The sequence below is a fragment of the Salinibacter sp. genome (assembly GCF_036626415.1).
Lineage (GTDB): Bacteria > Bacteroidota > Rhodothermia > Rhodothermales > Salinibacteraceae > Salinibacter.
In genome coordinates this window covers 1-20,645 of the sequence record NZ_JAZKRW010000047.1, presented here as the reverse complement: position 1 = coordinate 20,645, position 20,645 = coordinate 1, and the positions used below count along the sequence as shown (strand labels likewise).

Annotated in this window: 19 protein-coding genes and 1 pseudogene; 9 read left to right on the top strand and 11 right to left on the bottom strand. The window is 66.5% G+C overall.

Going from position 1 to position 20,645, the window contains the following annotated elements; translation table 11 throughout:
* Positions 1 to 86: 86 nt before the first annotated feature.
* Positions 87 to 530, bottom strand: a complete 444-nt coding sequence (locus V5A20_RS07145; RefSeq protein ID WP_332315337.1) for a deoxycytidine triphosphate deaminase — start codon at positions 528 to 530, stop codon at positions 87 to 89.
* A gap of 451 nt (positions 531 to 981) precedes the next feature.
* Between V5A20_RS07145 and V5A20_RS07140 the strand changes: the two genes are divergently transcribed.
* Positions 982 to 1,284 (top strand): PAS domain-containing protein, encoded by a 303-nt coding sequence (locus V5A20_RS07140; protein ID WP_332315338.1) that lies wholly within the window; start codon positions 982 to 984, stop codon positions 1,282 to 1,284.
* Positions 1,285 to 1,430: 146 nt separating this feature from the next.
* Here V5A20_RS07140 and V5A20_RS07135 read toward each other — a convergent pair whose 3' ends face one another.
* The 7 genes from V5A20_RS07135 to V5A20_RS07105 all read right to left on the bottom strand — a co-directional run bounded on the left by V5A20_RS07135 (position 1,431) and on the right by V5A20_RS07105 (position 10,249).
* Positions 1,431 to 2,408: a ribose-phosphate diphosphokinase gene (locus V5A20_RS07135; protein ID WP_332327001.1), complete on the bottom strand. Its 978-nt coding sequence runs from the start codon at positions 2,406 to 2,408 to the stop codon at positions 1,431 to 1,433.
* 32 nt (positions 2,409 to 2,440) lie between these two features.
* On the bottom strand, positions 2,441 to 3,049 hold the full coding sequence (gene ruvA / locus V5A20_RS07130; RefSeq protein WP_332315340.1) for a Holliday junction branch migration protein RuvA: 609 nt from the start codon (positions 3,047 to 3,049) through the stop codon (positions 2,441 to 2,443).
* Positions 3,050 to 3,250: 201 nt separating this feature from the next.
* Positions 3,251 to 3,799 carry a TraR/DksA family transcriptional regulator gene (locus V5A20_RS07125; RefSeq protein ID WP_332315341.1) on the bottom strand — a complete coding sequence of 183 codons (549 nt, stop codon included), beginning with the start codon at positions 3,797 to 3,799 and terminating at the stop codon, positions 3,251 to 3,253.
* A complete protein-coding gene (gene ileS / locus V5A20_RS07120; protein WP_332326999.1) occupies positions 3,792 to 7,034 on the bottom strand; it encodes an isoleucine--tRNA ligase in 3,243 nt (1,080 codons plus the stop codon). The genes V5A20_RS07125 and ileS overlap by 8 nt, the downstream gene beginning before the upstream one ends.
* A gap of 186 nt (positions 7,035 to 7,220) precedes the next feature.
* Positions 7,221 to 8,273, bottom strand: a complete 1,053-nt coding sequence (locus V5A20_RS07115; protein WP_332315343.1) for a hypothetical protein — start codon at positions 8,271 to 8,273, stop codon at positions 7,221 to 7,223.
* 58 nt (positions 8,274 to 8,331) lie between these two features.
* The gene (locus tag V5A20_RS07110) at positions 8,332 to 9,579 is read right to left on the bottom strand and encodes a M20 family metallopeptidase (protein ID WP_332326998.1); all 1,248 of its coding nucleotides are present in this window, start codon (positions 9,577 to 9,579) and stop codon (positions 8,332 to 8,334) included.
* A gap of 49 nt (positions 9,580 to 9,628) precedes the next feature.
* The gene (locus V5A20_RS07105; protein WP_332315345.1) at positions 9,629 to 10,249 is read right to left on the bottom strand and encodes a flavin reductase; all 621 of its coding nucleotides are present in this window, start codon (positions 10,247 to 10,249) and stop codon (positions 9,629 to 9,631) included.
* A gap of 314 nt (positions 10,250 to 10,563) precedes the next feature.
* Between V5A20_RS07105 and V5A20_RS07100 the strand changes: the two genes are divergently transcribed.
* Positions 10,564 to 11,052 (top strand): DUF6920 family protein, encoded by a 489-nt coding sequence (locus V5A20_RS07100; RefSeq protein ID WP_332326997.1) that lies wholly within the window; start codon positions 10,564 to 10,566, stop codon positions 11,050 to 11,052.
* The gene (locus V5A20_RS07095; protein WP_332326996.1) at positions 11,049 to 12,017 is read left to right on the top strand and encodes a M23 family metallopeptidase; all 969 of its coding nucleotides are present in this window, start codon (positions 11,049 to 11,051) and stop codon (positions 12,015 to 12,017) included. The genes V5A20_RS07100 and V5A20_RS07095 overlap by 4 nt, the downstream gene beginning before the upstream one ends.
* A gap of 188 nt (positions 12,018 to 12,205) precedes the next feature.
* Here V5A20_RS07095 and V5A20_RS07090 read toward each other — a convergent pair whose 3' ends face one another.
* Both V5A20_RS07090 and V5A20_RS07085 read right to left on the bottom strand, forming a co-directional pair.
* Entirely contained in the window at positions 12,206 to 13,363 is a 1,158-nt protein-coding gene (locus V5A20_RS07090; protein ID WP_332315348.1) for an Acg family FMN-binding oxidoreductase, read from the bottom strand.
* A gap of 462 nt (positions 13,364 to 13,825) precedes the next feature.
* A complete protein-coding gene (locus V5A20_RS07085; RefSeq protein WP_332326995.1) occupies positions 13,826 to 14,476 on the bottom strand; it encodes a hypothetical protein in 651 nt (216 codons plus the stop codon).
* A gap of 63 nt (positions 14,477 to 14,539) precedes the next feature.
* On the opposite strand from V5A20_RS07085, the pseudogene V5A20_RS07080 reads away from it, so the two are divergent.
* The 6 genes and pseudogenes from V5A20_RS07080 to V5A20_RS07055 all read left to right on the top strand — a co-directional run.
* Positions 14,540 to 15,133, top strand: a pseudogene (locus V5A20_RS07080) (serine hydrolase domain-containing protein); the annotation flags it as partial.
* A gap of 27 nt (positions 15,134 to 15,160) precedes the next feature.
* The gene (locus V5A20_RS07075) at positions 15,161 to 16,033 is read left to right on the top strand and encodes a CPBP family intramembrane glutamic endopeptidase (protein WP_332315350.1); all 873 of its coding nucleotides are present in this window, start codon (positions 15,161 to 15,163) and stop codon (positions 16,031 to 16,033) included.
* 906 nt (positions 16,034 to 16,939) lie between these two features.
* Positions 16,940 to 17,227: a hypothetical protein gene (locus tag V5A20_RS07070; RefSeq protein ID WP_332315351.1), complete on the top strand. Its 288-nt coding sequence runs from the start codon at positions 16,940 to 16,942 to the stop codon at positions 17,225 to 17,227.
* A gap of 29 nt (positions 17,228 to 17,256) precedes the next feature.
* Positions 17,257 to 17,505, top strand: coding sequence for a hypothetical protein (locus V5A20_RS07065; RefSeq protein ID WP_332315352.1), 249 nt, complete (start codon positions 17,257 to 17,259; stop codon positions 17,503 to 17,505).
* Positions 17,481 to 17,864, top strand: a complete 384-nt coding sequence (locus tag V5A20_RS07060; RefSeq protein ID WP_332326994.1) for a hypothetical protein — start codon at positions 17,481 to 17,483, stop codon at positions 17,862 to 17,864. Before V5A20_RS07065 ends, V5A20_RS07060 begins: the two co-directional genes overlap by 25 nt.
* A 243-nt stretch (positions 17,865 to 18,107) precedes the next feature.
* Entirely contained in the window at positions 18,108 to 18,929 is an 822-nt protein-coding gene (locus tag V5A20_RS07055; protein WP_332326993.1) for a hypothetical protein, read from the top strand.
* 81 nt (positions 18,930 to 19,010) lie between these two features.
* Here V5A20_RS07055 and V5A20_RS07050 read toward each other — a convergent pair whose 3' ends face one another.
* Positions 19,011 to 20,180, bottom strand: a complete 1,170-nt coding sequence (locus V5A20_RS07050; RefSeq protein WP_332326992.1) for a PQQ-dependent sugar dehydrogenase — start codon at positions 20,178 to 20,180, stop codon at positions 19,011 to 19,013.
* Positions 20,181 to 20,645 lie beyond the last annotated feature (465 nt).

The window sequence follows — 20,645 nt, the reverse complement described above, 5'->3', positions numbered from 1 at the left end:
GGCAGTTCGGGCATCCGTGTGGGCGTGGGCGTTGAGGGTGGGGGAGAAGGGGCGCCTGGGTGGAAGAATTGCTAATGTCAACACGCTCAATCGAGCACCACGAGGCGGGAGACGCGGCCGTTTTCCTTGAGGCGGCAGCCCATTCGACTCACCACGAGCAGCGTTTCGAGGGGGTCGCGCCCGTCCTCGACGACAAACGCGCCGTGGTGCGCCCCGGCGAGGAGCGTGCGTTCCAAGGGCGCCACGACCGCCTGCTCTCCGCCGTCCAGGTGCAGGGCCTCGTTGTACCGAATCATGTACGCGCCCTTCTCCAGTCCCCACCAGCCGTAGTCGTCCTCCGGATCGTCGAGCACCGGCTCGATGCGCTCGCGGGGCGCGGCCTGGAACTCTCCGCCGCCAAAGTCGAGCTGGCCGTGACCAGTGGTCCGGAAAACCGTGTCGACCGTCAGGTCAACGCCGGTCGGCGCGCGCTGGGTGTCGAGGTGAACGAGCCCGTCGAGCTGCTGAGCAAGAGCATCGGCCGTACGCATTGTGAAACGGGGGCGTTGGTGTGTATAACAGGGCGGATGATTTCCAAACTGAGTTTTTCGCTTTCAGGTTCAACGCGCCGCACGCCCGCCGAACGACCCGGACAGGCGCCTCCATTCTTCTTCATGATCCAATTCTACCCAGTTTCACGCTCCAGAATGAACTTGACGGGGGCAGATTCAATTCACTATACTGTAACATCCGGACGAAGAGGAGATTTTTTCGTCGAGCATGTTTGTCCTTTCTTGTTCTCTCTGCTGGGTGTTTCTCCGTCCGGATCCGGACTCTGCCCGCAGGAAGAAGACGGGGCGTTACAAACAACACGCCCGGGCCTTTTTTCCTGTCCCCAACCAAAGCAGGTAGCTTCTTATGCCGCCCTCTCCGTCTCGATCGGCCTCTGTAGCATCTCGCACTCAATTTGGAAGCGCTTCCGAAAAAAGCGACGAACCGCACGTGCCGACCCTCGATCTAGACCGTGACGGCACCATTCTGCACTCAAATGAGCCGGCGCGGCGCGTGCTGGAGCATCCCCCGGACGCTTCACTCGACCCTTGTTTTTTCTCCCACGTCCACGGCTATAACCTGCGCCGTGTCATGCGGGACCTGGCACACATGGTGAGTCACCGAAAGCAGCGCGCCCGGTGGCTTCTGCGCCTCCGCACCGGAAACGGGCGGTGGCGCTGGTACCGAGCCCTCGTTCGCAACTACCTTGACCGCTCGGACGCACGGATTCGGGTGCGCCTTCGTCCACTGTAGGCGCTGCCCCCCGCAGTCATGCCCCTCATTTCTCAGCCTCGGACCGCCCTCCGTACTGCCCTGTTCCATACTGCCCTGTCGGATGGGGCCCCTGCCCTCTCGGCCGGGTCCCGGTCGGGACGCCCTGAAAGCAGTCCCTCCCTCGGTTACACCTCATTCAGGGCGCTCACGGAGGTTTCGGTATGGACGGCCCGAATGGCCGCGGCGAACCGGGGGGCGGCATTGCAGATGCGCAGGCGATCGGCCGCCGCCCCCGTAAGCCGGGGCTCCACCGTGTTGGTTACGAACAGGGCGTCCGCTGGGGCTGCGGCCATGCGCTCGTTCGCCTCGCCGACGAAAAGCCCGTGGGTGGCCGCGGCGTACACGGCCGCCGCCCCCTCCCCGGCACACGCCTCGATGGCTTGAGTCATCGTTCCCGCCGTGCTAACCATGTCATCGACGATGATGGCGGTGCGGCCGTCGACCGCCCCCACCAGTGTCCCGCCCGTCACGCCCTCGTCCTTCCGCATCTTTTCGACGAAGGCCGTGGGCACCTCCCGATCGAGAACGGCCCCCAGTCCCTCCGCAAACTTTCCGGCGCGCTTCACGCCGCCCTCGTCCGGCGACACCACGACGACCTCGTCCTCGTCCAGGAGGCCTGCAATCTCGTGGACGAACAGCGGGTGCGCCACCAGGTGCTCCGTGCGGGCTCGGAAGGCATTCTGGAGCACCGCGAGGTTGTGCACGTCCATCGTGAGCACGCGGTCGACCCCCACTGCCTCAAACAGTCCGGCCACGTAGCGGGTGGTCACGGGGCCCCGTGGTCGCGTCTTGCGGTCCTTGCGCTGATAGCAAAGGTAGGGCACCACCGCCGTCACGCGCTTGGCCGAGGCGTCCTTGAGGGCCCCAAGCATGAAGAGCAGGCGACACAGCTTGTCGTTCACGCTCCACGCGTCGTCTGCGTAGAGGGACTGGACGACGAAGGCGTCGCGCCCCCGCACGTTCACCTCCGGACGCACCTCGTGCTCTCCGTCCGTAAAGGTTTGTTCGTAGTGGGCGTCGAGCTCCGTGTCGAGCGCCGAGGCGATGGCCGTGCCGAAGGCCTGGCTTTCAGAGAGCGCGAAAAGGCGGAGGGCATCGGACATGAGGAGACAGAGGGTCGTGGGGATGGGACAGGCTACTCCTGGTCCGCCTTCAGGGCCCGCCGCACGAGTTCGTCGGCCGATTGGATGCCGGCGTCGTCGCGCAGCACCTGGCGGATGGCCCGCTCGGCGTCGGCCTTGCTGAGCCCCAGTTCGGTGAGGGCCTCCAGGGCGTCGGCCCGGGCCTCGGCCCGAGCGTCCGACCCGCCGCTGAGGGGCGACGCGTCGTCAAATACGTCCAGGTCCGCGAGGGGGTCGCGCAGCTCAACGATGAGCCGGTCGGCCGTCTTCTGCCCAACCCCCGAAATCTGCGTCAGGCGGCTCTTGTCTCCCTCCATGACGTGGTCGCGCAGCTCGGACGGGCGCATCGAGGAGAGGGCGGAGAGGGCCAGCGCGGGCCCCACGCGCGACACGCCGGTCATGGTCTCAAACACCGTCCGCTCCGCCTTGGTGGCGAAGCCGTACAGCGACTCGTCGTCCTCGCGGAGGTAGTGGTACGTGTGCAGGGTGACCTCCTCGTCGGTGTCCGGGAGGCGTTCGTAGGTGGACGTGGGCACATGGACCCGATAGCCCAGCCCGTTCACGTCCACGAGGGCCGACTCCGGGTCCTTGTCGACGAGCGTTCCAGAGACGTAATCGATCATTGTGGCGTAGGGCGTTGAGGAGACGGGCCGCCGGAGCCCAGCGCGCAGAGGTGATCGAGGGGAGAGCCAGGGACCAGACGCGGACGTGTGCCCGTCGGGCAGCAGGCCCTGTGCGGGACGGTGCGTCTCGTAGGAGCCCCCGGCGCCGTCCAAGTGGACTGGTCACAGCGCACAACCGCCCTGCCCCGCCGCTCGATCGGCCTATCCGTTGGCGTTCTCTTTCCGCTTCGCCTCAATCGAGATCTCGGTGTGGGGGACCGCCTCCAGCCGCTCCTTGGCGATGGGCTCCCCCGTCACCCGACAGATGCCGTAGGTCTTATTGTCGATCCGCTCGAGGGCGCGGTTCAGGTAGCCAATGTATTTCTGCTGGCGGGCAATCATGAGGTGGAGCTTTTCCCGCTCCATGGCGTCGGTGCCGGCATCGGCCATGTGGATGCCGTAGGCCGTGTTGTCGTCGGACTGCTCCTTGGCCTGCTCGACCTGCTTCCGCATCTGCTCGATCTCAGACTTGGCCTCTCGTCGGCGCTGGAGAATCAATTCGCGGAAGTGCTCCAGCTCTTCGTCGGAGAAGGGGGTTCGGCGCTCCTCCCCATCCTCGTCCGTCTCCGACTGTGCATGGAGGGGGGCGTCGGGGGCGTCGTCTTCAGAATGCGTGTCGTCGTTCGCCATGACGGTCAGAACTGGGCTCTCAATGAAGGGATGCGTAATGCGCACTCCGGCCCGCTGTGGGCCCGAAGAGCACTCAAGCATTCAGCGCTTCGTCGGCCTCGGCGCGACGAACTCCAATCGTCAGCCGCCCATTGCCCACCTCGAACGTCTCGACGGCCTCTCCGGTCGGCTCACTGGACGGCTGCAACTCCAGGGCCAGGGTCTCGTTCCGGATCCAGTCCGCGTACGCGGCCATGGCATCGGCAATCTGTGACGAGCCGTCGTAGGCCACCACAATGCGGTCCGTGACCTCGAAGTCCGCCTCTTTCCGAAGGTCCTGGATTCGTTTCACGCCCTCGCGGGCCAGCCCTTCGGCCCGAAGCTCGGGCGTAATTTCGGTGTCGAGCGCCACGGTCACGTCGCCCTCCTGCTCCACGAGCCACCCCTCGATGCCCTCGCTCTGGATGATGAGATCGTCGGGGCCGAGCTCGACCGTCTCCCCGTCGACCGTCAGCGTCAGCTCGCCGGTCTCCACGTACGCGTCGATCGTCTCGTCGTCGAGCTGGCGCACCTTCCGATTCACGTCCTTGACCAGATCGCCGAGGCGCGGGCCCAGGCGGCTGAAGTCGGGCTTCGCCGAGCGGCTCACCACCTCGCTGCTGTGCTCCACGTACTCGATGGCCTTCACGTTGACCTCGTCGAGGATCACGTCCTTCACCTGCTCGACCTCCGCCTCCGGCACGCCGGTGCCGGTGACCACCAGGAGGCGCGGCAGCGGCTGGCGGACGTTGATCTCGGCCTGGTTGCGGAGCGAGAGCGTGCTGGACGCGATGGAGCGGGCCAGGCCCATGCGGCGCTCCAGCGCCTCGTTGCGCTCCTCCTCGCGGACCTCGGGGAAGGAGGCCAGGTGCACCGAGTCGGCCTCGCCGCCGGTCACCTCCGTGAGGGTGCGGTAGAGCCACTCGCCGAAGAACGGGGCGATGGGACTCATCAACTTCGCCGTGGCCTCCAGGCACTCGTAGATCGTCTGGTAGGCCGCCTCTTTCTTCTCCGCGGCGACGGTGCCGCCCTGTCCCGCGTTGCCGTTCTGCTCGCTCTTCTTCGACGCCCAGAAGCGGGCGCGGGAGCGACGCAGGTGCCAGTTCGAGAGCTCCTCCACGAACGCCTCGACCGCCCGGGCCGCGGTGGTCGGATCGTAGTCCTCCAGCGCCGCCTCCACGGTCTGCGTCGTGGTGTGCAGGCGGCTGATGATCCACTGGTCCAGCTCCGGGCGCTCCTCGACCGGCATCCGGTCCGTCTGGTACCGGAAGCCGTCGATGTTGGCGTAGGTGGAAAAGAAGCGGTAGACGTTCTCCAGGGTGCCGAAGAAGGTGCGGCGCAGGTCGCGCAGGCCGCGCTCACTGAAGCGAATGCTCTCCCAGGGCGGCGCGTTGCTCATCATGAACCAGCGCGCCACGTCGGCCCCGTAGTCGTCGATGACCCGGAAGGGCTCGACGGTGTTGCCCTTCGACTTCGACATCTTGTTGCCCTCCTCGTCGAGCACGAGGCCGTTGACGACCACGTTCTCGTACGCGACGTCGTCGAAAACAAGCGTGGCGATCGCGTGCAGCGAGTAGAACCAGCCGCGCGTCTGGTCGACGCCCTCGGCGATGAAGTCGGCGGGGAAGTTGGCCTCGAAGTCCTCCTTGTTCTCGAAGGGGTAGTGCCACTGCGCGTACGGCATGGCGCCGGAATCGAACCACACGTCGATGAGGTCCGGCACGCGGCGCATGGTGCCCCCGTCGGGTCCCTCCCACGTCAGCTCGTCGACGAACGGGCGATGGAGATCAATCTCGTCGTCGTCTTCCGGCAGTTGGTCGCCAGCCTTCGCGCGCAGCTCCTCCACCGAGCCGATCACCTCGTAGTGGTCGGAGCCCTCCTTGTCGCTCTCCCACACCGGCAGCGGCGTGCCCCAGTAGCGGCGGCGGCTGAGCGCCCAGTCGACGTTGTTCTCCAGCCACTCGCCGAAGCGGCCCTCGCCGATGGCCTCGGGCTGCCAGTTGATGGTGTCGTTAAGCGCCACCATCCGGTCCTTGAGCTTCGTGGTCTCGATGAACCAGCTCTCGACCGGGTAGCTCATCAGGGGCGTCCCCTTGCGCCAGTCGTGCGGGTAGTTGTGGAGGTAGGTCTCGTGCTTGTAGAGGCGGCCGCGGCGCTTGAGGTCGTCGGTGATCGTCTTGTCCGCGTCTTTGAACCACATCCCCTCCACCAGCGGCGCCTCGGCGGTAAACGCGCCGTCCTTGTCGATGGGGTTGAAGAGGGGCAGCCCTTGTTCCTGCCCCACGGCATGGTCTTCTTCCCCGAAGGCCGGCGCCATGTGCACCACGCCGGTGCCCTCCTCGGTCGAGACGATGTCCGCCCCGAGGACGTACCACGCGTCCGTGCCCGGCTCGGCGCGGTCGGTGAAGTAGTCGTAGAGCGGTTCGTAGCGCTGGCCGATCAGCTCGTCGCCGGAGAAGGTTTCCTCGACGGTGTAGTCCTCGTCGATGACGTCGTCGAGCAGCTCCTCGGCCAGGATGAGGTGCTCCTCGCCCCGGTGCGGGTCCTCGTGGCGAATCTTGACGTAGGGGAGGTCCGGCCCGACGGCCAGCGCCGTATTGGAGATGAGCGTCCACGGCGTCGTGGTCCAGGCCAGGAAGTAGGTGTCTTTTTCGCCCGCCACCGGAAAGCGAATGTAGACGCTCGGGTCCTGGGTCTCCTCGTAGCCGAGGCTCACCTCGTGGGAGGACAGCACGGTGTGCGAGCCGGGGCTGTACCACTGGATCTTGTGTCCCTTGTACAGCAGATCCTCCTCCTCAATCTGCTTGAGGAGCCACCAGACGGTCTCGATGTAGTCCGTCTCGAACGTGACGTACGGATCGTCGAGGTCGACCCAGTAGCCCATCCGCTGCGTGAGCGTGTCCCAGAGGTCCTTGTACTCCAGGACGCTCTCACGGCAGGCCGCATTGTACTTCTCGATGCCAAAGTCCTCCACCTGCGCCCGGCTTTCGAGGCCCAGCTCCTCCTCCACCTCGATCTCGACGGGCAGGCCGTGGGTGTCCCACCCCGCCTTGCGGGCCACCTGATAGCCCTGCATCGTCTTGTAGCGGCAAAAAATGTCCTTGATGGAGCGGGCCAGGACGTGGTGGATGCCCGGCTTGCCGTTGGCCGTGGGCGGCCCTTCGTAGAAGGTAAACGTGGGCTGGCCCTCGCGCTCTTCAACGCTGCGCTCGAAGATGTCGTGGGCGTCCCACCAGTCGAGGACGTCTTCTTCGAGGTCGGGGAGGGAAAGCTGGTCGGGCGTGTTGAACTGCGCCATGAGGATCGTCGGGGGTGCGGAAATAGGATGTCAACAGCAGAACTCAACGCCGTGACGCGGGCGGATGTTCGTTCGGGGTCGGCGTAGATAAGCCTGATGCCTGCGCCCTTGTTTTCCCAACCGGGGCTGTGCTGCGTCGCCGCCTCGCGCCTGTGCGGCGGCCATGGCGACCGCGGTCGGTCCCTTTCATCCGCCCGTGCTCACCTCTTCGGCGAGCCCGAGCCGATCGCGCAGGAGGGCGTCGAGGCGGTCGTGCGTGTCATTGTCGCGGATGTTGAAGGCCGGCAGGTCGGTGAGCTGGTGAAGGAGGTCGATGCCCCCGGCCGTATTGGTGGCGATGCCCGTTACGAGGTCGGGCGCCAGCATGTCGAAGGCGGTCTCCAGCCCAAGGACGGCGTAGGGGTCCGACGCGCAGAGGACCGTCATGGCCAGGGCCTCCTGCATCTCCTCGACGGCGATGGCTCCGTTGTACGGCTCCAGGGGCGACGCCCCAATCTCCACCACGGCTACGTCGGCCGACGGCTGGGCCATGCGAGACAGCAGCTGGCGCACGGCGGTTCGGTATTCGCCCTCCGGGATGACGGTGGACGGGAGCCCTGCATCTACGAAGTCAACCCCCCAGTCGGCCCCTGCATCCTGGATCGAGAGCACGTCGCGGTAGCGGCCCGCCCCGCTCACCTTGGCCCCCAGCACGTCCAGCCCCATCCGCTTCAGCCGACGCGTCACGATGCGTGCGGCGGTGGTCTTGCCGGCAGACATGGACGTGCCGGCAAAAAGGATCGTGGGCGTGGTGTAAGGCTGCTCGTCAACGGACGAGGCGGCCGTGCCCATCGTCACTTTGGTGTCGTCCCGGCAGACGTGTCCGTGGTACCGGAGTTGGAAGGGCGGCTGCACCAGGGTCGACCGCGACTCGACGTGCCCGAAGAGCCCCGCCCGGGTGAGGGCGTGCATGAGGAGGTCGTCGCCGATGTCCCGCCAGGAGCCCGTCATTTCCAAGGTCGCGTGCCGGGTCCCAAAAGCCCCTACGACGGCGTCGCCCGCGGCCACCTCCATGTCTCGACCGCTGGGCAACTCAACTGCACGATAGCCAGAGGTATCGGTAACGATTCCCACGACATAGTCCCCCGTGTCCCACTCCGACTGAGCCCGGGGCTCAACCTCAAAAGGCCGGGCGTCGAGATCTGTGATGCGGGCGAGGGACCCAAAGATGCACCGGTTGAAGACAGGAGAAGAGACCATAGAGCCAACAGTGGGTCGGTGAGCGAGAAGGGCGAGGACTGGCGGGAAGGACGAGGACTTAGGACGAGTACGCGTGCGGGGACGAGGGTGCGTCGACCGTTTCGGGGGGAGGGGGGGCATTGTGCGGCCCTGTCGACAGGGGCGGCTGGGCGAGCAGGAGGGCCAGGAGGGCACTCCGGTCCACCATCTGGTCCACATAGCAGAACTCGTGGCGGGCGTGGGCGCCGTCGCCCACCGCCCCAAGACCGTCGAGCGTGGGGGCGTACTGGCTGATGATGTTTCCGTCGGAGACGCCGCCGGAGCGGCCTTCCTCCAACTCAAGGTCGAGGAGGGAGGCAGCCCGACGCGCCTGCGTCCACAGCTTCCGGGCCCCAGGCGTGGGCTCCATCGGCGGACGCCCAATGCCCCCCTCAATCGTGAGCGAGGTGCCGGGGGTAGTCGTCTCCAGGGCCCGGATGGCCGCCTCCACCTCTTCGGCCTGCTCGCGGGTCGCGACACGCACGTCCACCTCGGCAGAACCCGCATCGGCGACCACGTTGGGGCGCGTGCCGCCCCCGATGGTCCCCACGTTCACGGAGACGCCGGCCTCCGGGTCGTTGAGGTCGTGGAGCTGCTGTACCGTGTGCGAGAGCTCCAGGATGGCGCTCGACCCACTCTCCGGATCGAGGCCCGCGTGGGCGCTCTCCCCCTGAATTTGAATCGTAAACCGCCCCGCTCCCTTTCGGGCCGTCTTGATCTTGCCGCCGAGCCCAAGGGCGGGCTCCAGCACGAAGGCACGGTGGGCGCAGCGGGCGAGCCGACGAAGGTGGCGCTTCGATGTGGGGCTGCCCTGCTCCTCGTCGGAGTTGATGAGCACGACCGGCGCAACCGCTGGCTCGACGGACGCCGCCCGAAGCGCGGCGAAGGCAAACAGCATCTGCACGAGCCCGGCCTTCATGTCGAAGACGCCCGGGCCGCGTGCCTCGTTGCCCTCGACCTCGAACGGCATGTCCTCAAGGGTACCCCGGGCCCACACGGTATCGCTGTGGCCCACGAGGAGCTGCACGGGCCGGCCCCGCGGTCGGTCTTCGGGGCGGGCGTAGAGGTGGCCGCGGTTCTGCCCGGGCACCGGCAGGTGCTGCACCCGAAAGCCCAACGTTCGAAGGAGGCGGGTGAGCATGTCTTGCGCTTCCGCCTGCGCCTCGGGCACGTCCGTCGGCGACTCGGCCCGCACCAGGGCCTCCAGCACCGCCAGCATCTGCCCGCGGTGGCGTGCGAGGTAGTCGTGAAGGACGCGGGCCCGGTCGGCGTCCACGGCGGGTTCCATAACGCAAGTCCAGTCAGCACAGAAAATCAGGGACGCACCCGTCGGAAACTTACTTCTCGAAGCCTGCGGGAAAGGGGAAGGCGTTGGTCTCGTCGATGGTCGCGTAACGGTCGGGCGGCAGGTACGCGAGGAGCGGGTTGTCCCGAATGACGGCCTCGTTTTCTTTGTCCGACACACGGAGCGCGTCTTTCTCCACGTGCACCGCTTTGACCGCCCCGATGAGGAGACTGTTCTCCCCGAGGTCGTCCACGTGCCGCTCCATCTCGCACTCCAGAAACAGGTACCCGTCTTCGAGAAACACCCCGTCCACCTCTGCCGCCGCCCGCATGGGCAACTGGTTCAGGGCGGGCTTGCGCCGCGGTCCCTCCGTCGCCCCCACGCGAGGGGACGCCGACAGGCTCGCCAGCACCACCTGCGACGGCTTGGGGTAGCTGACCGTGAAGACGCCGGTGCGCACGGCGTTGCGGTACGTCTTGTGGCGCGGCGTGCAGACGAACCCGAAGTAGTTGTCCCACCCCATGGGCGCGGCCATGTGCTTCGGGGCCAGGTTGTAGGAGTTGTCTTCGTTCTGGGTGCCCACCACGATGAGCGGGGCCACCATGTAGAAGCGTTCCCAGAACGGCTGCTCCGGATCGAGGTGGACGATGTCGTCGTGCTCCAGCGTGTCCATGAGGCGAGGGCGATCTTCGAGAGAAGTATGAGCGTATTTAACCTCACAGACCGCAGGTAGATTCGGCGCCCGCTTCGTCCCCGAACCGACGTGGGGAGAGCTTGCACAGTTGTGCCGGGGAACGCCTGATGGACCCTAGCTCGCGCTTCCGGACGGCGCAGGGCCCCCCGACACCTTGAGGCACCTTTCCCCCACGCCCCCTTCCGCGATGAACGGTAGAGCTGATTGGCGGACAGTCAGTATGTAAAATGGGACATAGCTGACAGCCTCCCCTTCGGCGAATCGACACTTCCCGTTCCACGCCGGCGTATCCCATGTGGACGCCACTTCTTTTCACCACGCTTGGAGTGATCGTGGCCGGTCTCGGCGGGGCGATCTACGTCGGGCGGCAGCAGCTTGACCGAAAAAACAGGGCCGTCGTGGATGACCTGCTCGCCGCTGCGGAAGCGCCTCCGTATCGGGCCGTTCGAACAATAGATCTCGACGACCTCCCAGCACCAATACAGCGCTACCTGCGGCACGTTCTCTCCCCGGACCAACCTCTGGTTCGCGCCGGACGCCTGGAGCAGACGGGCAAGCGACCGGTTCTGACCGACGACGGGACCTGCGAGGAGCGACCCCGGAAGGGCACCCGGCGAAATTACGAGCGCCGGAACGGCCTGCGCGTGCCAACGGACGGGGACGTGACGTGGATCCACCCGGAGGGGGCGGTGGCCTACTGTAGAGGACACATAGAATCGATTGACTACCGGCTCACAGACCGTGACGACGTAGACGCCCGACGCACCTCCGACCCGCTATGACCCTGCTTCTCGTTTCCACATTCTTCTCCCTCGTCGTTGTGCCGCTGCTGGCGCTGTATTGGCTCGCGCGTCGGAGCTCGTGCCGCCTCCTCTGGGGCCTGAAAGCCGCGGCGGTGGGGAGCTACGTGGGGGCGACGTTCTACATGGGCGCCTGGCACACGCTGTCCTACTACGGTCGGTACGGGCTCCTCGCACTCTTCGTCGCGACGGCGGCCTACGGGGGCTGGCGCATGCGTCATCAACGCTTTTGGATCCGTCCCGATGGATGGCAGTGGACCGGACCCGTTCTCGCGGGCCTGCTGCTCCTCCTCGGCGGTGCGGGGCTCTGGGCCGTCTATCAGTCTCATCAGATCCCCGACGATCCCGTAAATGTGACCTTCCCGCTGCGCGACGGCGCCTTTTACGTGGCGAGCGGCGGCAGTCAGCCCCTCATGAACCCGCACATGAAGGTGGGAGCCCCTGAATTGCACACGTGGCGCGGACAGCTCTGGGGGCTCGACGTCGTCGAACTTTACCCGTCGGGCAACCGCGCGACTGGGCTCTACCCGACCGCACTCGACCGTTATGCCATCTTCAGGACCCCGGTCTACGCGCCGTGCAGTGGGACCGTAGCGGACGTGGAGGAGACTCTTCCCGACCTCACGCCCCCGGCGCGGGACACCGCCCGCAAGGCCGGCAACTACGTAATGCTTCGGTGCGCCCCCGACGCGTACGTGCTTCTGGCACACCTGCAACACCGGAGCCTACAGGTGCAGCCGGGCGACTCCGTCTCGACCGGCACGTATCTCGGTCGAGTTGGGAATAGCGGAAACAGTTGGGAACCGCACCTGCACGTCAGCGCGCAGGACTCCGTGGGCACCTCCACCATCCTGGATGCCGATCCGCGGCCCATGACGTTCGACGGGAGGTTTCCGCTCCGCAACGACGTGATGCAGAGGGGCGCGGAGGAGACTCAATCTCCATGATGCGGACCTGTCCATCGCCTCCCCGTTCGTTCTCGGGGCGGCGCCCGCCCATGGGAGCGATCCTGTCCTCCTCAGGGATGCAGATCGGGGCGTGTTGGCGGCACTTCTGCCTGTTCCCCTCGTCTCATGAGAGGTGTCGTCGCTTACGTTCTGTTTGTTTTCTCGACCCGTTGTTTTCTCGATCCCGCTCACGCAAGGGTCGTGAAGTCCTCCACGGGACGCCGCATGCTGACCGGCTCCGGATAGTCGCTCACGTATCCCACGCGAAGCAGGTACTGTGGCTTCTGGTCCAGTCCAACGGCGTTGGCGATCTGCTGGCGCCACGGCTCTTCTTCGAGGACCTGCGACATGGGATGGATAGCAATCCTTCGTTCTCGACACTGGAGCCACATTCGCTGGACGCGTCGGCCCGTCTTCAGAATCGAAGAGGGGCGTTGATCCGGGCTGGTAACGACAAGCCATCCGGCGCCCTCACCGGCCTGCTGTGCAGCAGTCTCGATCCCTTTCTCGCGGAAGCGCTCCGTCATCACCGAATCCTCGTCCATGAACAGGTACATGAACTGACGGCCAAACCACGAGACTTCCATGGTCTCGGGCGTAAGCCCATCCTGACGACTCTCGGCCCGACTACGGTCGAGGTGAACCCAGTTGGAGAGTTCCTGCTGCGCTGAATCCCGCCACGTTTGCTTCCGCATGGCCTCCACTTCCGCTTCCTGCAGCCAGTTGGCCTCTCGGCTGCCTCGCGGAAAGTACGTTCCCATGCCGTCCAGGGGAGCGAGCAGGGCATCGAGGTCGGAGCGGCTGAGGTCCTCTGGCGAGAACCCACTTCGAAGCGTCCGACGGAGGGACAATTTGCGGAGCGGGTAGTCGACGGGCGAGCGAGATGACAAGTGGATACGGGCCACCTCACGCTCTTGGCGTTCCTCGGCGAGCACCTCCACCTCAGCCGTGAAACCGATGCTGCCTGCCGCAATCACAAGGTTTTCGATGAAGTGCCCCAGCGACAACAGCGCCTCTCTGCGTTCCGGATCGACGTCCGGAAGCAGTCGATCCTCGTCGAGCGCGAGCGTCCATCGGTCCCGCTCCTCGATTGCAACCCTCCAGGGCTGCGTGTTGTGGCCGCTGGGAGCGAGGGACGCGTACTGAAGAATCTTCGCTCGCGGCGCCCCGATCTGCTCGATGAGCGCCGCGGGACGGGCGGAGGCGGCGGTTCGTGTGGTGGTGGCGCACGACGCGAGCATCGGCCCCAGGGCCATCAGGGCGGCGCCGCCCGTGACGGTCCGCAGAAGGTCTCGGCGTGGTATCGGATCCGGGCGGAAGGGAGAAGGGGGGAGCGGGTGCGTCATGGCTTAGAGGACGCAAGGTTCGTTTGGGAAATCATTTTGCAGATGAGAGATGCACGGGCCCGCCGGCGCTTCCAAGCAGAGCGAGTCCAAGAACCCCTCATGTCATGATATGCCAAACCGTGGCCGCGCCGTGCGGGGCGTTTCCTCCATGAGTTGTGAGAAAAAGACGCACTTCAGTGTGGGGGCATGTAGGCAATCCAGGTCGCAGGCGCAGCGCTCCGGAGGGAGTGTGCCAATGCCGCTGGCTCCATCGGCCTTTTCGGCGCCCGGCTGGTCTCAGTTCACGACAAAAGAGTGAGCTTCGAGGCCTCGGAGCCCCGTCGGGACCGCGGATCGCTGGGGTATGCACAAGGATCTGAGATAGGGCCACGGCCAGAGATGTGGCAATGAGGATGTCACTCAGGAGAGTTCGTCGTAGAGAGTGGCACTTTCAGCAAGGCGCCAAGGACCCTTCCGGGCATTCTATGCTGCGTTCGATGGCGAAGCGTGATCGAGAGCGTCTTTGATCTGATCCTGTGCGTCGGCCTCGCGGTAGAGGCGGACCAGCACGCCGAAGTGGCCTGCGTCCCACGTCAGGATGTTTTCCTCGGGCACCGCGTAGAGGCCGGCCGGATCGTTGAGCGCGTCGGCCCACGTGTCGAACGTGGTGGCCGGCGGGGGTACGTCGCACTGTACGGGCGGCAGGGCCTTTTCGCGCGCCAGAACGCCGAGCGCACCGGATGGCGTCACGCATCGCTCCGACGCCTCACGGCGCGTCTCTTCCCGCGCCACCCGCTCGTCGGGGCCTACGTCCTCGTCGCCCCAGAAGGCCTTCCTCCACGCGTCGATGGCTTCGATGCGGGCCCGCCCGTCTTCCGCAAAACTGGCCAGTGCGCCGGGCAGTCGGTCGCGCACGTCGTCGGAAAGCTCGTCGGGCGCCACGCCCAGCGCGTCGAGGAAGGCATCGACATCCTCCCCGACCGTCTCCGCGGCCGCCGCTCCTGCACGGGCCAGCCGAAACTCGCGGGGCAGCGACCGGCTTTTGAGCCACTCGAAGAGGCGCGTATTCAGCAGCCTCCCGAACGGCGAGATGATGAGCTTGTGCGTCCAGGGGGTATGCAGGCGTTCCGCCATGGCGTGAGATTTGTCAACGGCTTCTCGAAGGACCGCGGGGGCGAGGGGTAGGCCTACTCCGATACCGGGTTCCTCCTCGCGGGACTCGTCATCGAGGAAGTGACTGGGCGCGACTACTACGACGTGCTTCGAAACCGGCTGATCGATCCACTGCGTCTTTCCCGAACGGCCCCGGCGAACCGGCGCGCCCCGCCGAATCTAGCGGCGGGGTACGTCGAGGAGGACGACCCGTTCGGGGTGCCCCCGAAGGTGACGACGGGCGGCGTGCTCGTCTACAATCCCGCGACGGAATGGACGGGCGGCGGGCTCGTGACGCATTCGCAGGACCTGGCCCGCTGGGCGAAGGGGCTCTACGAAGGGGAGGCCCTGCCGGACAACTACCGCGACGCCCTTCTCGACGCGGTGCCGAAGGACTCGACGCAGCAGGCCCGCTACGGGCCCGAGGTGTGCTACGGACTCGGGGTGACGATCCGCTCGACTGCGCTGGGCACGGCCTACGGCCACCGGGGCTGGACGCCGGGCTACCTGTCGATCTTCGAGTACTACGCCGAGCACGAGATTGCCGTCGCCCTGCAGGTCAATGCCCTTGGGCCGTACGACATGGCGGACTATGCCGTTTGCCTCGGACGGGCCGCCGTGGCCGCTACCGATCCGTAACGCCTCCCCGATACATCCCTGCTCGTGATGACCGATTCCCCCGCCGCTGCCCCACTGACCACGGCCCGCCGCTCTGTCTCGGGGATGTGGGACCTGTGGGGCTTCTTCGCGTTCTCCCACGGCTGGACGTGGCTCTTCTGGGGGCTCATCATCGGCCTCGGACTGAACGTCTGGGCCTCGACCACAGGGCTTGTCTTCCTCGTCCTCGGCGGGCTCGGTCTTCCCCTCGGCGCCGTCGTCATGACGTGGCGCGTGGCGGGGCGCGACGGGCTCCGCGACCTCGGGCGCCGCCTTGTCCAGCCCGGTCGCATCTCGGGCCGGTGGTGGGCAGCAGCCCTGCTCCTGATGCCCGCGGTGAAACTGAGCGCCGGGGGCCTCGCCGTCCTCTTCGGCGTGACGGACGCGCCGTTCAATCTGGAAGAGGCAACTGCCCTGATCGCACAGCCCGGCGAGCTTTTGGCCTACCTCGGATTTCTTCTGCTGCTGGGGCCGCTGCCCGAGGAGATCGGCTGGCGCGGGTACCTGCTCGATCGGCTCCAGCTCCGGTTCAGCGCGCTGGGCGCCAGCCTGCTCCTCGGACTCGCCTGGTTCGCGTGGCACGGGCCGCTCTTTTTCATGACGGGATACTTCGCGCGGGCCGGCGGGGCGCCCGACCCGCTCCAGTTCGGGGTTATGATTCTCCTCATCTCCGTGCTGTACACCTGGATCCACAATCACACGGGCCGAAGCGTCCTCGCGGCCGTCCTCTTCCACTTCTCCGTGAACGCGGCGGGGGAATTGCTCGACGCGCCCGATCCGGTCGCCGCCTACGAAGCGTACCTCACCGCCGCCCTCGTCTTGATCGTGCTGTGGGGATGGGGGGCGGAGACGTTGCGCGGAGCCGAAGCGGAAGAGGGCTGACTCATTTTCTTCTACCGCCTGTTCCGATGAACGCCGCTCTGATCCGCTCCATTCTCGATTTCGACACCGCTCGCACCGAACCCATCTCTGCGCTTCGGGGCGGGACCGTGCTCGTGGTGCTCCTTTACAGCCTTCTTGCCGCACCGATCGTGTCCGCACAGTCCCCTTCCAACTCAACGGCGACCAGTGACACGACGGCGGGGGAGGCCGCAACGAGCTGGTACCTGTTTCCCACGCTCTTTTTCACGCCCGAGACGAGCCTGGGCGGCGGGGCGGCTGCGGGCTACTTCTTTCCGTTGATCACAGGGCGCCCCTCCAGCGTGCAAGGGGATGTCTCGGCGACTCTTCGCGGCCAGTATCAGCTGAACGTCGTCACGGAGCTTTATCTCAGCAACGGGAGTCGACGGCTCGTCGGGGAACTGAGTCTTGTTTCGTTTCCGGATGTCTTCTACGGCATCGGGCCCCAGACGACGGACGCGATGGAGGAGGAGTACGAGAGCCGGTTCGTCGACGCGGTCGTTCAGCTCGAGCAGCGCGTCGCGAAGGGGGGGCGGGTCGGCCTGCGGGCCCGTCTCCGGCACGAGGCAATCACGGAGGTCGAGGACGGCGGTCTCCTCGATGGGCCCGTCGTGCCCGGGACCGACGGGGGGACCGCGGTCGGCGTGGGCCCGATCGCCACGTGGGACACCCGCGACCGGGTGTTCTATCCCCACCGCGGGCAGTTCGTGACGGCGTACGGGCTGGTCCACGCCGGCGCCGTTGGCAGCACCTTCGACTTTGCCCGCGGCGTCCTCGATGCCCGGCAGTACGTGCCGGTCGGCCCGGAGCACGTGGTGGCCCTGCAGGGCTACGCCGAGGCGGTTGGCCGGCACCGCGCCGTTCACGATGCTCCCGCAGCTCGGGGGGATGCTTCGAATGCGAGGCTACCGCGAGGGACGGTTCCGCGACGACGTGACGGCGAGCGTCCAGGCGGAGTGGCGGTTTCCGGTGTGGTGGCGTTTCGACGGGGCCCTGTTTGCGGGGACCGGGGCGGTGTCCGGCCGCATCGGCACGTTTGCGGCGGAGGGGCTGGAGGTGGCGGGTGGGGCGGGCCTTCGATTTCAGCTCAACGACGCGGGGGTTCACCTCCGCCTGGACTATGCCCTCGGGCAAGAGGGCGGCGGCCTCTACATCACGGCGGCACAGCCCCTTTGACCTCTCTTCCCTGAGCATGAGACCGCGCAATGATCGACCGGAACGAGCGGCGTACCACCGACAGGATGCCCGCGTGGATCGTCGGGCTCCTCCTCGCCGTGGGAACGCTCGGCCTCGTCGGGTGCAGTGGGGGGCCAGTCGAGCCCGGTGCCGCGTGGGGCGTCGTGCGGCTCGCGGAAACCGGCAGGATCGAGCTGGACGAGCCGGCCCTCCGGTACGTCAAGGACTGGGAGCCGCCGGACGCGGACGGAGCTTGCAGCTCATTGCCCGCGTCGTAAAGGCGAGGGCGAATTGGCGCGGCCTCGGCTCGCCCCGCCCGGTCCGCTCCGTGCGATGGATCAAGGCGCTGGTCTGGGGGCTCGGGGGCATTGCGGTTGGGCTGGGCCTGTGGCTCGGACACGGTGGCATTACGGGCCGCCAGACGTTTGATCCCCTGTCTGACCGCGATCGGGCGCTGCGGAGGGGAATGGCCGTTCTCGCCATCGCGATTCTGGCCTTCTGGTGGGAACGGGGACGAGCCGTCGTGGGACACATCCTGCCGGTGCCGGCCCACCAGGTGGGGCCGGCGCTCTCAGCGGTGGCCCTGCTGCCGGCACTCGCAGTCCTCTTTCCCCGCGACGGGGTCGACACAGCGTGAACGAAAACGCAGCTGATGTCCTCGGGGGTAGCGCCGCGACGGGGTTCTGGTCGCTGCCGCGGCTCACGCGCTGGACGGGTCTTCCCGGCGGACGATCTTGATTGGGGGCACGCTCTTCTCCCTGGTGTTGACCATGCTCGACTGGACGGTCGCGTACGCGGACATCTTCGTGAACATCGTCATCCTGGCCGCGCTCATCCTCCTCCCGTGCCTGTAACCTTGTCGAACCCCGTCCCCATGGCCATGTCCTCCCCTCCTCGCCGCACCGCCCGTCGCCTCTCGGTGCTTATCGCCGTCCTCATGGCCCTGACATCAGGTGCGGGACTCTTCTCTCACGAACTGTACCGGGACAATGCGCTGGTCGCATCGAGCTGGTATGGCACCGACCTGGTGACGCTCGTCGTGGCGACGCCGCTGCTCGTCGTCGCGCTGCTGGGGGCCTGGGGCGGGTCCCGGCGGGCGATCCTCGTGTGGATGGGGATGCTGGCCTACTCGCTCTACAACTCCGCGTTCTATCTCTTCGGGGCGGCGTTCAATTCCTTATTCCTGGTCTACGTTCTCCTGTTCACGCTCTCCGGCTTTGCACTGGTGTTCGGCCTCGTGTCGCTCGACGCGACGGCCCTCTACAGACGGGTGCAGTCCGACCTCCCCGTCCGGTGGATCAGCGGCTTCATGGTGTTCGTGGCCGTCGCGCTGGGGGGCTTTTACGTCGCGCTGTCGCTCCAGTACGTGGTCACCGGACAGGTGCCCGCCATGATCGACGCGGTGGGGCTGCACACGAACCTGATCGCGGCCCTCGACCTGACGATGGTGGTGCCGGTGGCGCTGCTGGGCGCCGTGTGGCTCTGGCAGGATCGCCCGTGGGGCTACGTGTGGGCGACGATCTGGTGCGTGAAGGGGGCGGTCTACATGCTCGCCCTCTCTGCGGCCACCGTCGCAACCGTGGTGGTGGGGCCGTCGGACGACTGGGGGCAACTGTTCCTGTGGGTCCCCATTGGCGCGGGCTGTCTGATTGCCGGCGGCGTGCTCCCACGATCGCTGCGCCCCGACTCCCGACCACGATAGCTTGGCACTCTTCTTCTACGGCCCGAACGAAGACGTCACGCTGCCCCAGAACAACACGTCGCCCAGACGGTCGCCCGCTCGCTACTCCGCCGGCTCCAGTCGGAAGAGCCCGCCCTCCGGCGCGTCGGTGAGGAGATAGAGATAGCCGTCCGGCCCCGTCGCGACGTCGCGAATGCGGCCCAGCTCGGCCCGCAGCAGTTCCTCTTGGTCGGACACGCCCTGGCCGTCGAGCTCTACGCGCATCGCCTTCTGGTGGGCGAGCGCGCCCATGAAGAGGTGTCCCTGCCAGTTCGAAAACTTGTCGCCCGTATAGAACGCCATGCCCGAAAGGGCCGGCGAGGGGTCCCAGTACTCGACCGGGTCGGTCACGCCGGGCGCGGTGGTGCCCCCGATGGGCGACTGGTCGGTGTACGTGTCGCCGTACGAGACCGCGGGCCAGCCGTAGTTGTTGCCCGCCTCCACCAGGTTGAGCTCATCCCCGCCGTGCGGCCCGTGCTCGTGCTGCCAAATGGCCCCCGTCTCCGGATGAATCGCCATGCCTTGCTGGTTGCGGTGGCCATAGGCGTAGACCTCATCGAGGCCCTCATCGCTTCCCACGAAGGGGTTGTCCTCCGGCACCGACCCGTCCATGTTGAGGCGGACCGTCGTGCCGACCGACGTGGTGGGTGTGGGGATGTCGACGGTACGCTCGCGCCGCTGTCCGCGCTCGCCCATCGAGACGACCAGGGTGCCATCGTCGAGGAATGCAACGCGGGACCCAAAGTGGTAGTCCGGTTCCAGGAAGGGGGTTTGCCGGTAGAGCTCCTCCACGTCGGTGAGCGACGTGCCGTCAAGCTTCGCCCGCGAGAGCACCGTGCCGCCCGTGTCGCCCTCCTGTTTCGAGTAGGTGAAGTAGATCCACCCGGTCTCCTCGTAGTCCGGCGCGACGCGCACGTCGAGCAGGCCGCCCTGATTTTTGGCCCACACTGCCGGCACATTGGACAGTTCGGTCGTTCCCTCCTCGTCGACGAGGAGCATGCGGCCGGGCCGCTCCGTGACGAGCATCCGCCCGTCCGGCAGCCAGTCCATGCCCCAGGCGTGCTCAAGACCGCCGAGGGTCTTCACGACGCGAAACGTTTCTTCCTCCGACTCGACACGCTCCAGGACGACCTCCTCGTCTGGGGTGGCCGAGTTGGTCTCGGAGGACCCGGGATCGCCACTGACGGTGCAGGCGCAGAGGAGAAGCGACAGTAGGCCAACGAAGGTGCGCATGGGAAGAGCAGGGCTGATGGACATGTGGGACGGCGACGAGTGGGTTGACGGTGAACGCTTTCATCACGGTTGCTCCCCGCCGCCGTTCCGGGGGCAGCACGAAGGGCACATTGGTTACGCGGATGTCATCTACGAGTGCACGAACAGGCATCAATCCTCGCCGCTCGGCATATAAAGCCCACCTTGATTCCAGATGCGGCTTTTACAGCTCCTCGACGGGAACGCATCTGAGCGAAGGTCGAAAAGGCTGCGTTGACAACTCTCGACGCGCACCCCACAACTTGCGTAATGCAATTTGTTGATGTCGTTTCTCATAGGAGGCCCGCGATCGTGTCACTGGACTGACGCCTGCCGGCACGCCCACGCCCCCACACTCGAACACGCCCATACGCCCCGACCGAGATGCCCACCACCGAACGCCTCCCCACGCAGGACCCCGTCATCGCCAACGCGTCGGTCACCGCC

Bases quoted from the DNA above. Each gene is read 5' to 3' on its own strand.
- V5A20_RS07075 (WP_332315350.1), top strand. From the start codon at position 15,161: ATGACCGATTCCCCCGCCGCTGCCCCACTGACCACGGCCCGCCGCTCT.
- V5A20_RS07070 (WP_332315351.1), top strand. From the start codon at position 16,940: ATGCTTCGAATGCGAGGCTACCGCGAGGGACGGTTCCGCGACGACGTG.
- V5A20_RS07050 (WP_332326992.1), bottom strand. From the start codon at position 20,180: ATGCGCACCTTCGTTGGCCTACTGTCGCTTCTCCTCTGCGCCTGCACC.
- ileS (WP_332326999.1), bottom strand. From the start codon at position 7,034: ATGGCGCAGTTCAACACGCCCGACCAGCTTTCCCTCCCCGACCTCGAA.
- V5A20_RS07125 (WP_332315341.1), bottom strand. From the start codon at position 3,799: ATGCTTGAGTGCTCTTCGGGCCCACAGCGGGCCGGAGTGCGCATTACG.
- ruvA (WP_332315340.1), bottom strand. From the start codon at position 3,049: ATGATCGATTACGTCTCTGGAACGCTCGTCGACAAGGACCCGGAGTCG.
- V5A20_RS07115 (WP_332315343.1), bottom strand. From the start codon at position 8,273: ATGGTCTCTTCTCCTGTCTTCAACCGGTGCATCTTTGGGTCCCTCGCC.
- V5A20_RS07105 (WP_332315345.1), bottom strand. From the start codon at position 10,249: ATGGACACGCTGGAGCACGACGACATCGTCCACCTCGATCCGGAGCAG.
- V5A20_RS07100 (WP_332326997.1), top strand. From the start codon at position 10,564: ATGTGGACGCCACTTCTTTTCACCACGCTTGGAGTGATCGTGGCCGGT.
- V5A20_RS07095 (WP_332326996.1), top strand. From the start codon at position 11,049: ATGACCCTGCTTCTCGTTTCCACATTCTTCTCCCTCGTCGTTGTGCCG.
- V5A20_RS07085 (WP_332326995.1), bottom strand. From the start codon at position 14,476: ATGGCGGAACGCCTGCATACCCCCTGGACGCACAAGCTCATCATCTCG.
- V5A20_RS07110 (WP_332326998.1), bottom strand. From the start codon at position 9,579: ATGGAACCCGCCGTGGACGCCGACCGGGCCCGCGTCCTTCACGACTAC.
- V5A20_RS07135 (WP_332327001.1), bottom strand. From the start codon at position 2,408: ATGTCCGATGCCCTCCGCCTTTTCGCGCTCTCTGAAAGCCAGGCCTTC.
- V5A20_RS07090 (WP_332315348.1), bottom strand. From the start codon at position 13,363: ATGACGCACCCGCTCCCCCCTTCTCCCTTCCGCCCGGATCCGATACCA.
- V5A20_RS07145 (WP_332315337.1), bottom strand. From the start codon at position 530: ATGCGTACGGCCGATGCTCTTGCTCAGCAGCTCGACGGGCTCGTTCAC.
- V5A20_RS07055 (WP_332326993.1), top strand. From the start codon at position 18,108: ATGTCCTCCCCTCCTCGCCGCACCGCCCGTCGCCTCTCGGTGCTTATC.
- V5A20_RS07065 (WP_332315352.1), top strand. From the start codon at position 17,257: ATGATCGACCGGAACGAGCGGCGTACCACCGACAGGATGCCCGCGTGG.